Source organism: Alkalispirochaeta americana (assembly GCF_900156105.1).
Lineage (GTDB): Bacteria > Spirochaetota > Spirochaetia > DSM-27196 > Alkalispirochaetaceae > Alkalispirochaeta > Alkalispirochaeta americana.
This window is the reverse complement of record NZ_FTMS01000007.1, coordinates 76,654-91,199: the sequence shown is the minus strand read 5'-3', so window position 1 is coordinate 91,199 and position 14,546 is coordinate 76,654. Positions and strand designations below refer to the sequence as shown.

Genomic DNA, 14,546 nt, shown 5'->3' with positions numbered 1-14,546 from the left:
TCTCTCCGGTCATCACAACTGCTGCAGGTACTCAAGGGCCCGCCGAAGAACCCGATCGTTTTCCAGGTCAAAGAGAATATCCCGGTGCAACACGCGGTTCACCTCGGCACGAACGAGGCGGCGCAGATTGTCAGCCTCGATCTCCACCCCTTCCTGAAGGAGGTCCTGCACAAAACGGTCGATGTCGGCCGGGGAGGGATCCCCCACCTGATCGACAAAATCGACAAAGCGGTTTTCCCGGCGAAGATCGATGTAGGCCCGCTGTTCCTCCTCGGAAAGCCGCGCTTCCTTCACCTCTTCGTGAGGAGAGATACCCTTTTTATCGATGTCCGTTCCGGCCGGGGTATAGTAACGGGACATGGTAAGGCGAAAGCCACCATCGCCCAGTCCCCGGACCTGCTGCACCGACCCCTTCCCGTAGGTGGTGGAACCGAAGAGACGAGCCCGATCCCGATCTTTCAGCGCCGCTGCCAGGATCTCCGAGGCCGAGGCAGAACCATCGTTTATCAGCACCGCCAGGGCAATATCGCTGGCCACAGCCCGCCCGGACCGCGCCTGGAAGCGCTTGTTTTCGCTGGCAACACGGCCCCGGGTCTCCACCACCAGTCCGCCATCGAAAAAGAGATCCGCCACGTCAACAACAGACTCAAGAAGCCCGCCGGGGTTGGAGCGGAGATCGATCACCATCGATGTATACCCCTCCTGGCGAAACTCCTCGAGCGCCTCGGCCACCCGGTCCCGGGTGTGGGGGGTAAACTGGATAATTCGCAAAAAAGCCGTGGAAGAATCGATCATTCCCCAACGTACCGTGGGAATCTGGATGATCGCCCGGGATAGTGTGACGGGAAACTCCAGGTCCCGGCCCCGCAGGATCGTCACCTCCACGGAGGACCCGGGGGCTCCCCGCAGACGATCCACCACCTCGTCCACAGCAAGATCAGCCGTAGACTCACCTTCGATCGCCTTGATCCTGTCTCCCGCCTCGAGCCCTGCCCGGTCGGCGGGGGTGCCCTCGATGGGCGAGACCACCTCAATATATACCGGCCCCCCATCGCGGGACGAGAAGGGTTTATTGATATAGAGACCCACACCACCGAACTGGCCACTGGTGGTATCGGTGAGACTCCGCATCTGATCCGGAAAAAGGTACGCCGAGTGAGGATCATCGAGACTCTCGAACATTCCTTTCAGCGCTCCCTCAATGAGAACGTCGGGATCAACCTCGTCCACGTAATTTCGCTGGATGAACCGATAGACCTGTTCAAAGAGCGCCAGGGACTGGTCAGGAGAACGGGAGCCGCCTTGCGCAGCAAGAGCAGGTGCCGCAAGGACACCCAAAACCAACACGGTTCCCACCGCGGCACAAAGGAACCAAAGGGCAGACCGCGGCGACGAACTTCTTTTTAACATGGGCGACTCCTCTTGACAGCATAACTGGTGTGCACAACCGACAGCATAATATGTAGTAGCATAATACTCAGTAGCATAATAATAGTCATGGCAGGTTGACCACAGCAAGGACTGGTGCGTACCATCTGATTCCAGTTTTTGTTATTCCCGGTTTCCTGTTATCATAGTGGCTCAAACCTGGAGGTTCCGGAATGTATATTGTACCCGTAGCAAGCGGAAAAGGCGGAGTAGGAAAATCCCTCGTCTCGGCAAACCTGGCAATCGCCCTGGCTCAGGCCGGGAAGCGTGTCATTTTGGCCGATCTCGATCTGGGGGGATCAAACCTCCATCTTATCCTGGGCATGAACTCGATAAACGGTTCGATCGGCACCCTCCTGAACAATTCCCGGGAAAAGATCACCTCTATCCTGAACGATACGGGAATTCCCAATCTGCAGTTCATCCCCGGTGATTCCGAGATCCCCGGCCTGGCAAACCTCACGGCAAGCCAGAAACGGATGCTCGTGCGAAAACTCACCTCCCTGGAAGCGGATTACCTCATCATGGACCTGGGAGCGGGCACCGGCCAGACCACTCTGGATTTCTTCCTCACCTCCAGCCACGGAATCATCTGCACCACCCCCACCCCCACAGCCACGGTGAGCGCCTACCTTTTCCTGAAAAACGCCGTCTTTCGGGTGCTCCAGGGAACAGTGGGAAAAACAGGAGCCGGAGCAGACTACCTGAAGGAGCTCTTCCAGGATAAGAGCACCCTTCGCCAGGTCTATTTTCCCGATATAGCCCGGGAGCTGGATATCCGGGATCCCGAAGCGGGCCAGAAATTCCGCCACGCCATGCGGCGCTTCAGCCCCCGGCTGATCATGAATATGCTGGAAAACCCCAAGGACGCAGAGAAAATCAACCGCCTCCGCCGGAGCGCCCAGCAATACCTGGATCTCGATCTATTGCACCTGGGAGTCATCTTCCGGGACGATCTCCAGGACACAGCCCTCTCGGCGCGGCTTCCCATCATCCGATACAAACCCAGCTCTATCCTCTCCCAGGCGATCTACCGCATCGCCGACAAGATGATCCAGCTCGAGGCCGATACCGACGGAAGCGTCCTTGATCTGGAGACGATCAACGACTCCTTTGAAGCCGCTGAAACGGAAGCAGAGAGTGATTTTGAGAACAGAATGAACTATATTGAAGAACTACTGAACACCGGCGCGTTGTCGACGGGGGACCTGGTGGAGACAATCAAAAGTCAGCACCACGAACTGGTTCAGTTGAAGAAGCAGGTTAATCTCTACCGCTCCAAGGTGGTTCGGGCGATCAATCAGGGCTTCACCGTCTGACCCGCACAGGCCAGACCGATGATGAGCGAAGGGTTGAACGAAAAACCGGGAACGGCTAGACAACAAAGGGTACACAGAAGATCCCATGGCTGAGGCAGGAAAACCCCTTTCGGGGATATTAAAGATTGATATTGCCGACCCCGCGCTGAAGGTCGTACTCACCTTTGAGGCCAGCAACGACGGCGACGAATGGACTCCCGAGACGCTTGCCGCAGCGCTGGCCGAACGGGGCCTGGAGAAAAGGCCAGACCACAGTGTCCTGTCGGAGTTTCTCAAAAAAGCCGCCGCATCGGCCGGAAAAGGCCCCGTTTCCGCTGAGGTTGTCACAGGCATCGCCCCGGTCCAGCCGGCCCCGGACACCCCCCTCTGGGAGGATCTGCCAGTTCCGGAGGAACTCAAGCAGATCAGCTCGGATGTCCTTGACCAGACGCCTCCGCCGGTCATAGAACGAACCCTTCGCGAGCCCGTGGAGCGGGAGACCACGGTAAAACAAAAGAGCGGCTTCCCCTTCGGAAAGGAACGGGTGGAGACAAAGATAGTCCGTGACACCGTGGAACGCCAGGAGCGCGTCTACATAGACCCCACGGTGCAGGACCTCTTCTTTGTCCACCAGGGAGCCCTGGTGGGGCGCATCACCCCCAGATCCGAGGGAATCCCCGGCCGGGATGTCTTCGGACGGGCCATCCCCATCAGAAGACTCGCCGATCCCGCGTTTTACTGCGGCCCCAACCTCCAGAAAGTTCGCGATGACATCCGTGCCGGTGCTTCGGGTTTTGTCCGGGTGGGGCCCAACTGGGCCGATCTCATTCCCTTTTCAAACCATTCCTGGTCGGTAGAACTCAGCCCCGACAAGGCCACGGCCTTTCTGATCTTCTCTCCGGGACACCGGGCACTCCCCCTGCCGGATCCGGAGGAGATACTCCAGGCAGCCCGGGAACTCCCCTACCCGGAGGAATCTCTCATGAACGCCCGGGAGCTCCTCCAGCTTCTGACCGATCAGGCCGAAACAGGAACGGAAGAGCGGCTGGTCATCTCCAGTTCCCGCGATGCCTCCTTTGATATTTACGTTCCCGAGGACAAGCTCGCGGCCTACCTGAACATCCACAAGGGCAAGGGCCGGGGAAAACCCCTGAACCTGCGCGATGTGGGAACAGCGATCAAGCAAAGCGGCCTCAAGAAACTGAACTTCGAGACAATCAAGAAAGACATTCTCGCCTTTTATGAAAGCAACGAGATGGACCTCACCAGCTACCTGCTCTGCGAGGGAACAGCTCCCGTGCCGGGGCCGGAACGACAGGTGGAGTACTCCATCACCTTCAACCCGCCCGAAACCACAGAGAAGATCACCTCCCGCCTGGAGGAACTCCTCCGGGAGGCCACGGGAGGCACCGAAGATCCCGAGACCCCGGACGCCCCTCCCCGGGTTGACCCCGAAGAAATCCGCCTGGACTCGCTGAAGGAATTCCCTGCCGACGAGATCCAGAAAACAGCCTTTGTGAAGGCCGAACAGCTTCTCTGTTCGATCGATCCCCCCACCCCGGGAGAACCGGGAATGGATGTCTACGGGGCGATAATACCCGCCGAGCCGGGCCCGGTGGCAGAAATAATCCTTCACGAGAACATCACCCGGCAAAAGGCGGTGATCGCCACAACCCGGGCCGGTGTCCTGGATTACCGCGAGTCCGACGGCGTGGTCTCGCTCCGCCTGCGGCCCCACCAGGATGCAAAGATCGACGTTACCCTGGCAGAGGACCGCATGGAGGCCTGGCTCTCCCTGGAAGAGGGCGCCGGCACGGGAAAACTCCTCACCCGGGAGGCGATTGATCAGGCTCTTGCCCAGGCCCGCGTGACCCACGGTCTGGATCACGAGGCGATCGCCACGGCCCTGCGGGCCGCCCGGGCCTCAAAGGCGGGGGCTCCCGTAACACAGATCACCGTGGCCCGGGGAACACCCCCGACCCATCAGAGCGAGAACCGGGTGGAACACCTGGTGGGGGGCCCCTCGGCGGCTCCCGTGCGGATACGCAAAGACGGCACCGCCGACTACCGCAGCCGGAGCGATATCATCACCGTCGAGGAGGGGCAGGAGCTCTGCCGCCTTCTTCCCTCGCAGCAAAGCGCCATCGATGGCACCGATGTGACAGGTTCCTCCGTTCCCGCACGAAAACTGGGAGGCTTCGAACTGGAGATAGGCCCCAACGTCTCACGCCGGGAAGAAACCGACGGCTCCGTCACCCTCTGCTCCGAGATACGGGGCGAACTCCTGGCTACGGCCAAACGAATCGAGGTGCTCTCGTCCCACACCGTCAAGGGCGATGTAGACATGTCGGTGGGCAACATCCGCTTTCCCGGCGCCGTCACCATAGGAGGCACCGTCAGGAGCGGTTTCTACGTGGTCTCCACGGGAGACGTCAAAATCGGTGGCGGGGTTGAGGGCGCCCTGATCTCCTCCGACGGAGACATCATGATCAAACAGGGCGTCAAGGGCGGAGGGAAGGCGGTTCTCCGGAGCAAACGAAACATCTTGAGCCCCTTCGTGGAGCTTGCCACGGTGCTCGCCGTGGGCGATGTCATTCTCAAGACCGCCCTGGTGCGCTCCCGTATCAAGTGCAACGGCAAGATCTCCTTCAAGGGGGACAAGGGCCGAATCGTGGGCGGCACCCTCCGGGCCCGAAACGGCTTCGAGGTGGCCTGCGTGGGCTCGCCCCGGGGAATAAAAACAAAACTCTCCTTTGGCCAGGACTACCTGGTGGCCGACCTGATCGAGAAGGAAGAAAAGGAGATCGAGAAAGTAAAACGCCGCATCACCCAGGTGGACCTGGAGATGCGCAAGAACGAGAAAACAGGAGCCACGGAGGCGCTGGAAACGCTGCGCTCGGAGAAAATCAAGCTCCTGAAGCTCATGGAAAAGCGGGGATTGCGGCTCTTCACCCTGCGGGAACGCTTTGAGCAGCATTTTCCCAGCAAGGTTGTCATCAGCGGCGAGGTCCACAGTGGCACGATCTTCGAGAGCCACGGCCGGACCTTTGAGGTCACCTCACCCCGCAAGGCGATTGCCGTGGAGTTCAACCCTCACACCGGTAACATCGATATCAGCGAACTGAACGGGAGTTAAGACGATGCCCCTTTTTTTTGAATACCCTCACTGGCTTTCACCGGAAATAATCCCGGGCCTTCCCCTGCGGTGGTACGGACTGATGTACCTGGTCGCCTTCTCTCTGGCCTACCTGCTCACGCGGGTGCAACTGCGGGATCAGCGGTTCGGTGTGAGCAGCACCGTCAGCCAGGACGACCTGGTGAACCTCTTCTTCTGGACAATCCTGGGGCTTCTCGTGGGGGCCCGGATCTTCGCCGCCCTGGTCTACGATACCTCGGGACGGTATCTCTCCCGCCCCTGGCTGATCTTCTGGCCCTTCAACGAGCGGGGAGTCTTTACGGGGCTCCAGGGCATGAGCTACCACGGCGGGCTTCTGGGAGCTGTGGCGGGGTTTGTCACCTACGCAAAGCTGCGCAAGATCGACGTCCTGGAGATGGGCGATCTTCTCGTCACGGCCATTCCCCTGGGGTACACCTTTGGAAGAATCGGCAACTTTATCAACGGAGAGCTCTACGGCCGCGTTACCGCCCGCCCCTGGGGGGTGCGGTTTCCCCAGGCTCAGGAGGTCCCGGCCCGGCATCCGGCGGTGCAGGAGATAGCCGCCCGCCTGCAGATCGATCTGCAGGGGCTGGACTTTGTGAACCTCCCCCGTCACCCGTCGCAGCTCTACGAGGCGGCCCTGGAAGGGGTGGTGCTCTGGGCAATCCTGTGGTTTGTCTTCCGTCACCGGAAACCCTTCAAGGGTTTCATGATCGGGCTGTACCTGATCGGCTACGCCCTGGCACGATTCGTGGCGGAGTATTTTCGCGTACCCGATAGTGATCTGGGGTTCGTGATTCAGGCAGGACCGGAAAACAACCCGGGCTGGCTCTTTCTCTCGCCGCTGAACATAACCACCGGCCAGGTCCTGAGCATCCTCATGGCCCTGGCTGGAGTGGCGCTCCTGCTTCTTCTCTGGGGTATTGGCCGCCGGGCCCCCCGGGTGCAGACCTTCCAGGAAGCACCGGAGCACCGCCGGAACGCCCGGCGGCAGTTGCGCAGAAAGCTCAATCGCCGCTAGAAGCGGATCCGTCGCGAGGCTTTCCTTCGTCGTCCCTGTCCGCAGACCTGCCTTGCCGCAGGTCTGTCAGACCCTGCCACCCCAGCAAGAGCAGAAGCACCACGGCGGAACTCCAGGGTACCCAGTCACCCCAACGCTCGTAAAGGGTAATCCGGGATCCGTCGGGGATATCCACCTGGGCGATCATATACTGCTCGGAGTACTGGGGAACGGTAGCGACAATCCTCCCGGCAGCATCGATATGGGAGGTGACCCCGCTGGCGGTTGAGCGAACCATGGGGCGGCGCAACTCCACCGTCCGGAAGAGAGCCGCCACAAAATGCTGCTGGGCGGCCACCTCCTGAAGCGACCAGTAATCGTTGGTCAGGTTCACCACCACCTCCATGCCCGCCCGGGCAAACTCCCTGACCTGTCCCGGGAAGACATCCTCGAAACAAATGGGCGTGGCAAACCGAAAATCGGGATGATGAAACAGGGTCCGCTCAACGCCGGGAGTCCAGAAGGCAACGTCAAAATCCAGAAGCATCTGGTACACCCAGGGAAGCTGCCTTTCGTAGGGGAAGTACTCCGTAAAGGGAACCAGCTTGATCTTGTGATAGGTCTCGCGCCGCTCACCCGAGGGAGAAAAGAGCACCGCCGCGTTGAAGTTGTGCCGCTCCACCTCCTGCCCATCCTGGTCCAGCACCTGGCGGTAATCATCGTTTCCCGTGACAAGCCAGGTCCCCATCGTTTCCTGATAGGCCAGGAACTCTTTCACCAACCGGGCCAGCCCGTACCGCCGGGGATCTTCCTCGGACCAACGACGAATGTTGGGGACAAAGGCGGTCTCGGACCAGACCACCAGGTCGGGCTCGTAGGCAAGACTCGCATCGGTCAGCTCGATCAGGGAATCCAGCGTTCTGCGATACTCATGCTTGCGGGGATCGCTGTTTTGCTGAATCAGAGCCAGCCGAACCTCTCCCCGCGAGGGAAGGGGCCGCGCCAGCAAAGCAGCCCCCACCCCCAGGGAGAGAACCAGAACCCCCACCGCTGCCAAAGCAAGCCTCCGGAGCCCCCGAACCCTGGCCGCCGAGGAACAATCCCCTCGCAACAGGAGGATCACCATCTCGGCACCCAGACTGTTTACCAGGAGCACCACGAAACTCACCAGCCAGACCCCGCCCAACTCGGCAAGCTGGATAAGAGGCAGAATGCGGTACTGACTGTGAGCAACCAGCAACCAGGGATAGCCCAGGAACCCGCTGCTTCGGGCAAGTTCAAAAGCAGTCCAGGCCAGGGGAAGGACCACCACGCACCAGGGCTCGCGCCGGGCCCGGCGAAGCGCTCCCGCCACCAAGGGCATGAAGATCCCGTAGAATCCGAGAAAGATCACTCCCACAGCCTGAAGCGAGATCAGGTTGAACGTGCCCAGCCAGAAGTTTCCCAAAAGCGTGAAGAGCACTCCGTAGAGCAGCCCGTACCACACGGCCCGGCCCGTCCGGGCTGCGCTGGTCTGCCCCCGCAACACCAGGAAGAGCGGCACCAGAGCGACCCACCCCAGAAGAGGAATCCCTTCCAGAAAGATCGCCGACGGCGCAGCCAGCACCGAGAGCCCCACCGAGAGAAAAACCAGGAGGGGAGAGAAAAAGAGCCACCGCTCCCCCTCACGCCCTTCGTCCCAGCGACGGAGCCCCGCCAGGAACCAGAGGGCCAGATCGACCAGCAAAAGAGGCGCGAAGCGCGCCACCGAGATGAGCCGTTCCGTGCGCGAATCCAGAGCCAGCCGGAGGTTCCCGCCGCTCTCAATAAAACGCTGCACGTAATCCATATTGGCATTCAGGGCGAAAATATAGGAGAAAAGGAAGAGAAAGAAGCCGTAGAAAAAAAGCCCCTCGGCGGCAGGCCCCAGAAGATCCCAGAACAGCGGCCCCCGTCTGAGACGGCTGGCAAGCACTCCCAGCCACAGACAGTGCAAGCAGAACCAGGCCAGAAGCAGGGCATCTCCCCCACCCAGGGGTGTAACCGCCGTGGCAGGAAGGGCAAAGAGAAATACTCCCGTAAGAACCACCGCCAGGAAAAGCCCCAGCAGCACCAGAAAGCCCTGATGGTGATCAGCAATCTTCATAGCGGGCATCATAGCAATCCCCTTGGCACATCACAACAGGAAAACGGTTGACCCCAGGACGATTTTCATGCTAAACATAGCCCTCCCGAACTGAAGACAGGAGTTAGACAGTGGCTAAAGCAAAAAAGGGTAACCTGACACGGGTTCGCCTCAAGAGCACCGAGAGTGGCTTCTGCTACTACACGGTAAAGAACAAGAAGAACACTCCCAACAAGATGGAGTTTATGAAGTACGACCCGTTTGTGCGGAAGCACGTCCTCTTCAAGGAATCGGGCAAGGTCTGAGAAGGAGCGCCTCATGAGTCGTCGATGTTCCATATCGGGTAAAAAACCGATGGCGGGGAATAACGTTTCCCACGCTCACAACAAAACGCGCCGCTGGCAGCGCCCCAATGTCCAGAACAAGCGGCTGTTCGTCCCCGAACTCAACCGGTTTGTACGCATCAAATTGAGTACTCGAGCACTCCGCACCATCAACAAGATCGGGCTGATGTCCTACCTCCGCAAGGAGAACCTCTCTCTGAAGGACGTTACCTGATCCAGCTGCACCCGGGACAGTGTCCCGGGTTCCGCTTTTTCCGTCTGGTTCCCGCTTGATTCGTTTCGTCCAGCTATTCCCCTGATCCCTTTCCCCTTGATCGTCTCCATCGTCGCACCGATCGTTTTCGGTATTCCTGCACAAGCTTCCTGAAAGTCCACTCCGACGGAACGGGGTCGTAGCCGCCAAAAAAGAAGGCCGAACACCGCCCTATCCGCAAGAACCCCATAGAGCACCCCCGCAGAACTCCATGAGCCTCAATGGCCTGGCGCATATACTCCGAACAGGAAGGATAATAATTGCACGTGGCAGGGAAAAAGGGAGATATCATCTTTTGATACATTAAAACAGGAATTAGCACAATTTTTTTGACAATTTTCATATATTCCCTCTCCACGACAGGCCTGAATAGTGTAAAATGCCTCATCGCCATGGTTCAAGATACGGAGAAACTACACAGTATTATCTCCCTCGACTCTGAATTAAACAAGATTCAGGACGAGGATATCCTTCTGGAGCGGATTCTGCTGGAGGCTCGCCGGGTGGTGAGCGCCGATGCAGGCTCGATCTACGCCGTAAACGGAGATCACCTGGTCATCAACTACGCTCAGAACGATACACTGCAAAAGAACCTCCCCGCCGGAAAAAAACTCATCTACAACATTTTCACCGTACCTGTCACGACAAACACCATCTCGGGCTACGCCGCAGCCACAGGAACGGCCCTGAACGTGCCCGACGTATACCAGATCCCCTCATCGGCGCCGTATGGTTTTGATCCCTCCTACGACACCCGGGCGGGCTACCGCAGCACCTCCATGCTGGCGGTCCCCCTGAAGACCAACACAGGAGAAATCCTGGGGGTCATCCAGATCATCAACAAACTGACACCCCGGGGTGAGGTGACAGCCTTTAACCGGGACGACGAGCTTCTGGTAACACACTTTGCCGCCAACGCCACGGTGACGCTCCAGCGGGCGCGCATGACCCGGGCCATCCTTCTGCGGATGATCCGCATGGCCGAGTTGCGGGATCCCAAGGAAACGGGGCCACACGTCAACCGTGTAGCAGGCTACAGCGTGGAAATCTACGAGGCCTGGGCTCGCCAGGCCGGAATTGCCCGGGCGGAGCTTGAACGAACCCGGGACAACCTTCGCATGGCGGCCATGCTCCACGACGTGGGAAAGGTGGCGATCTCCGATACGATCCTGAAGAAACCGGGTCGCTTCACCGACGACGAGTACAACATCATGAAAACCCACACCTGGCAAGGGGCGAGACTCTTTCTGGATAAGCAATCGAAGTTTGACGAACTCGCCCAGGAGGTGGCCCTGAACCACCATGAAAACTGGGACGGCTCGGGCTATCCGGGACACGTGGATATTCAGACCGGCGAGGCGATCGACCCAAACCCCGATGGTTCACCCCGGGGAAAGGCCGGAACAGAGATTCCCCTCTTCGGGCGAATCGTGGCCGTAGCCGATGTCTACGACGCACTCCTTTCGAACCGGGTCTACAAAGATGCCTGGACCGAGGAAGACGCCCTGGAAGAGCTGAAACGTCTGCGGGGCAGCAAGTTTGACCCGGACCTGATCGATATCTTCTTCCAGGTTCTTCCCAATATCCAGACCATCACCGAGCGCTACGCCCGGGAGAACTAAGGCTGCCCGGGGAATTCACCCTTCGAGGGGCAACGCCACCTGTCCTCCCGGAGCAACCGATACCTCGGCGGAGCCCAGGGTGATCTGAATATCCCGGGGATTTTCCGGGAGGGCCTTCACCGTCATGGCCCGCCGGTGGAGCGTAATCTCCAGGGTGCCACCCCAGCGTTTCAGGCGAAACGAGAGGGACTCCCATTCCGGCGGAAGATGGGGCGCAAAGCCGAAACCATCCCGGGTCAGGTACATCCCGGCAAAGCCGCTTACCACAATCTGCCAGGCCACGCCGCACGCTGCGGTGTGGATGCCACCGATGAAGGTCCCCCCGCTGACAGCCTTCCCGGTATTCAAAAGATCCACCGTGCAGGACCGCAGAAAATAGCGATAGGCCTCCTCACCGTGACCGATCCAGGCAGCGCATATGGCGTAGACGGCGTAGCTCAGGGAAGAGCCGTGTTGGGTCCGAGGCTCGTAATACTCCCAGTTGGCTTTCATCACCTCCCGACTGCACGCCTGGGGGTGCAGCATGAAGAGCTGGGTTACATCAGCCTGTTTTGAGACCTGAGTCTCCACGGCGATCCCGTTGGGCCAGCCCCAGTACTCACCGGGGTCCAGCAGGCGTTTCTTGATCACCTCGGGGCGCGTGTCTTCCAGCTCGAAAAACCCCTGGAACTGCTCGATCAGCCCCGTTTCACTATCCGGTGCGGGAATATAGATGCGCCGGGCAATGTCATCCCAGGCATCGCGCTCGCTCTTTTCGAGCCCGATCCGCTCCTCCAGCCCCCGAACGGTCTGGGGATGTTCTTCCGCCAGGGTATCGTAGGTCTCCACCGCATAGCGACAGACAAACTGCGCCTGAAAGTTGGTGAAATAATTATTATCCACGTTCTCGTGATACTCGTCGGGCCCCAGGACACGGATAATCTCGTAGCGCTCCAGCCCGGGCCGGTAGTGAACCCGCGAGGCGAGAAAGCGAGCCACCTCAAAGAGGATCTCTGCCCCGTAGCGATAAAGGAACTCCTGATCTCCCGTGGCGGCAACGTATTTCCAGACGGTGTAGGCGATATCGGGAGAAACATGAATCTGCCAATCGTTGAAGTGGTTCCGAATCCGACGCCCCGAGAGAACGTCGCGGAAGAAATAGGAGGGACAGATCTCCTCGCCGGTGTCGCCGCTCACCCAGGCGTAGAACGCTCCCCGATACCCCAGATCACGTGCTTTCTTTCGCGCTCCGTCGAGCGTGCGATAGCGGTACACCAGAAGTCGTCGGGCCGTTTCGGGTTCGGTAAAGAGAAACATGGGAAGGTTGAACACTTCCTGGTCCCAGAAAGCAGCCCCCTGGTAGGCCTGGCAGGAGAGCCCCCGGGCCCCCAGTGGCAGGTGATCAGCATGGGCAGGCGCCGCGATCACGTTGTGATAGAGGTTATAGCGGATCAAGGTCTGCGCCACCGGATCGCCACCGATCATGATATCGGCGGAAGCCCAACGCTCCTGCCAGACCCTTCGGTGGGCCTCCCGCAGAAGGTTCCAATCACGGGCCACCGCCCGGGAAAGGCCCGCAGCAACGGCCTGGCGCACCTCCGCCAAAGAGGGCAGAGGCCCCCGGGCAGCGTCGCTGGTAATTTTTGTGGTATCCCGCAGATCGTTGGAGGAGTAGAGGACCACCCGTTTTTCCAGCACCACCTCCTGCCCCTCCCGGAGGGAAACCTGGAAAACCCGACAGAGGGTTCCATCGAGGGCGGTCCTTCGACAGGGCTCAATTTCCCCCTCCGGCCCCGACCGAAGGCGAGCGTCTTCCCGGAGCACCAGGTGATACCCCTGCTCTCCCGTTACACAGGACGCTTCCAGACAGTCCGGGCCCTCCTCCAGGGAGAGCGAGGAGAAATGGTCGCCGTTCAGGCTCCAGACCGTTCCATCGATCCCCGTGGTGATTTCAAGGGCCACCTCGCCGAGAGCGGTTATCCTGGTGCGGCTTGTGAGCAGGTGAAGGTCGTCGTAGCTGCAGAAGCGCTCCTCCTCCACCAGAATCCCCGGGGTATCCCATTGAGCCCGGGCGCTCCACTCCCCCCAGCGCATGGCCAGCCTTCGCTCGTACTCCCGGAACCCTCCCTGCCGCCACAGAATATCCTTCCCCTGGCAGGAAATAGTGGTAAAGAGTCCGTTGGGGGCTGTTACCAGCTCCTTCCAGGTTCCGTCGGCGTTATCGTAGGTGTCGGTCACCACCAGGGCCGGATACTGCCCGGCCCGATCGTCGGCAAAGGTCCCCCGATAGCCCATGTAGCCGTTGCCAATCATGAAGTTGCTGCCCGCTGTTATGGCCTGGTCGGGGTCAAACCGGCTCTCCCCGATCTCCCAGCAGGTCTCACTCCAGAGCTCTTCCGAGAGCTTTACCTTCTCTTCCATCTCTGTGTTCACTGTACTCACTATGCTCACTGTACCAGCCTGACCTAACCCTTCACGGAGCCCGCCATCATGCCCCGCACAAAAAACCGTTGAAGCCCGAAGAAGACGATCAAGGGCATGATCATGGTAAGAAACGCCCCCGACGTGAGAACGTACCAGGTTTGCCCCCGGGACCCCACCAGCTCCGAGAGACGGGTTGTCACCACGGCTACATCCACGCTTGTTCCCAGGAAGATCAGAGCCACCAGCAGATCGTTCCAGACCCAGAGGAACTGAAAGATCGCAAAGGACGCCACGGCAGGAACCGAGACAGGCAACACGAGAAAGATAAACTTTGTCATGGGCGTGGTTCCGTCCACCTCGGCAGCCTCGATCAAGTCCCGGGGGATCTGCGAGATGTAGCCATAGAGCAGATAGGTAGCCAGAGGCAACCCGAACCCGGTGTGGGCGAGCCAGATCCCCAGATAGGTTCCCGCCAACCCCACATCGTTATAGAGGCGGAAGAGCGGCAACAGCGAGGTCTGCAGAGGCACCACCATGAGTCCCACCACCAGGATAAACAGGAGCCGACGGCCCGCAAACTTCATCCAGGCCAGGGCATAGGCGGCAAAGGCCGCTATCGTTATGGGGATAACCGTAGCAGGAATGGTCACAAGCAAACTGTTGAGAAAGGCGTTGCCCATGGCGTCTTCCGTGAGAACCGAGATATAGTTTCCCAGCGTCCAGTGACCATGGGTAAAGGGCTGAAAGACAGCCATCCACCACCCCGTAGCGTCTATGGCCTCGGGCTCTCTGAAAGAACTTATCAGCAGCCCGAAGGTGGGAATCGTCCATATGATAACGATAACCGCCACGGCCAGGTTCAGCATCACCCGCCGGGAGATTTCCTGCGGAGTTTTCTTTCGCTTCTGTAGTACGAGAGTATGTTCCACGGAATCCT

The 14,546-nt window shown here is 59.5% G+C and carries 11 protein-coding genes; 6 read left to right on the top strand and 5 right to left on the bottom strand.

Annotated elements, in window-relative coordinates; translation table 11 throughout:
* Positions 1 to 12: 12 nt before the first annotated feature.
* Positions 13 to 1,347 carry a S41 family peptidase gene (locus BW950_RS06640; protein WP_234969043.1) on the bottom strand — a complete coding sequence of 445 codons (1,335 nt, stop codon included), beginning with the start codon at positions 1,345 to 1,347 and terminating at the stop codon, positions 13 to 15.
* Between the two features lie 254 nt (positions 1,348 to 1,601).
* Here BW950_RS06640 and BW950_RS06635 point away from each other — a divergent pair, with 254 nt between their 5' ends.
* The 3 genes from BW950_RS06635 (at position 1,602) to lgt (ending at position 6,904) form a co-directional block, all read left to right on the top strand.
* A complete protein-coding gene (locus tag BW950_RS06635) occupies positions 1,602 to 2,747 on the top strand; it encodes a P-loop NTPase (RefSeq protein ID WP_076488509.1) in 1,146 nt (381 codons plus the stop codon).
* Between the two features lie 85 nt (positions 2,748 to 2,832).
* The gene (locus BW950_RS06630; protein WP_076488508.1) at positions 2,833 to 5,862 is read left to right on the top strand and encodes a flagellar assembly protein A; all 3,030 of its coding nucleotides are present in this window, start codon (positions 2,833 to 2,835) and stop codon (positions 5,860 to 5,862) included.
* Positions 5,863 to 5,866: 4 nt separating this feature from the next.
* Entirely contained in the window at positions 5,867 to 6,904 is a 1,038-nt protein-coding gene (gene lgt / locus BW950_RS06625) for a prolipoprotein diacylglyceryl transferase (protein ID WP_076488507.1), read from the top strand.
* Here lgt and lnt read toward each other — a convergent pair.
* Positions 6,891 to 9,008 carry an apolipoprotein N-acyltransferase gene (gene lnt / locus BW950_RS06620; RefSeq protein ID WP_159438748.1) on the bottom strand — a complete coding sequence of 706 codons (2,118 nt, stop codon included), beginning with the start codon at positions 9,006 to 9,008 and terminating at the stop codon, positions 6,891 to 6,893. The two genes, lgt and lnt, sit on opposite strands and share 14 nt — an antisense overlap.
* A 110-nt stretch (positions 9,009 to 9,118) precedes the next feature.
* Here lnt and rpmG point away from each other — a divergent pair, with 110 nt between their 5' ends.
* Both rpmG and rpmB read left to right on the top strand, forming a co-directional pair.
* Positions 9,119 to 9,292: a 50S ribosomal protein L33 gene (rpmG, locus tag BW950_RS06615; RefSeq protein ID WP_076488505.1), complete on the top strand. Its 174-nt coding sequence runs from the start codon at positions 9,119 to 9,121 to the stop codon at positions 9,290 to 9,292.
* Positions 9,293 to 9,305: 13 nt separating this feature from the next.
* Complete coding sequence (gene rpmB / locus BW950_RS06610; RefSeq protein WP_026244931.1) at positions 9,306 to 9,545, top strand: 50S ribosomal protein L28; 240 nt, start codon at positions 9,306 to 9,308, stop codon at positions 9,543 to 9,545.
* Between the two features lie 73 nt (positions 9,546 to 9,618).
* On the opposite strand, the gene yidD is transcribed toward rpmB, so the two are convergent.
* Entirely contained in the window at positions 9,619 to 9,876 is a 258-nt protein-coding gene (gene yidD / locus BW950_RS06605) for a membrane protein insertion efficiency factor YidD (protein ID WP_234969047.1), read from the bottom strand.
* A 37-nt stretch (positions 9,877 to 9,913) separates the two neighbouring features.
* Here yidD and BW950_RS06600 point away from each other — a divergent pair, with 37 nt between their 5' ends.
* Entirely contained in the window at positions 9,914 to 11,206 is a 1,293-nt protein-coding gene (locus BW950_RS06600) for a GAF and HD-GYP domain-containing protein (RefSeq protein WP_499697520.1), read from the top strand.
* Between the two features lie 15 nt (positions 11,207 to 11,221).
* On the opposite strand, the gene BW950_RS06595 is transcribed toward BW950_RS06600, so the two are convergent.
* Entirely contained in the window at positions 11,222 to 13,627 is a 2,406-nt protein-coding gene (locus tag BW950_RS06595; RefSeq protein WP_234969042.1) for a glycoside hydrolase family 65 protein, read from the bottom strand.
* Between the two features lie 23 nt (positions 13,628 to 13,650).
* The gene (locus BW950_RS06590) at positions 13,651 to 14,538 is read right to left on the bottom strand and encodes a carbohydrate ABC transporter permease (RefSeq protein ID WP_234969041.1); all 888 of its coding nucleotides are present in this window, start codon (positions 14,536 to 14,538) and stop codon (positions 13,651 to 13,653) included.
* Positions 14,539 to 14,546 lie beyond the last annotated feature (8 nt).

Coding starts and splice junctions, on each gene's coding strand:
- rpmB (WP_026244931.1), top strand. CDS start 9,306: ATGAGTCGTCGATGTTCCATATCGGGTAAAAAACCGATGGCGGGGAAT.
- BW950_RS06635 (WP_076488509.1), top strand. CDS start 1,602: ATGTATATTGTACCCGTAGCAAGCGGAAAAGGCGGAGTAGGAAAATCC.
- BW950_RS06630 (WP_076488508.1), top strand. CDS start 2,833: ATGGCTGAGGCAGGAAAACCCCTTTCGGGGATATTAAAGATTGATATT.
- lnt (WP_159438748.1), bottom strand. CDS start 9,008: ATGAAGATTGCTGATCACCATCAGGGCTTTCTGGTGCTGCTGGGGCTT.
- lgt (WP_076488507.1), top strand. CDS start 5,867: ATGCCCCTTTTTTTTGAATACCCTCACTGGCTTTCACCGGAAATAATC.
- yidD (WP_234969047.1), bottom strand. CDS start 9,876: ATGATATCTCCCTTTTTCCCTGCCACGTGCAATTATTATCCTTCCTGT.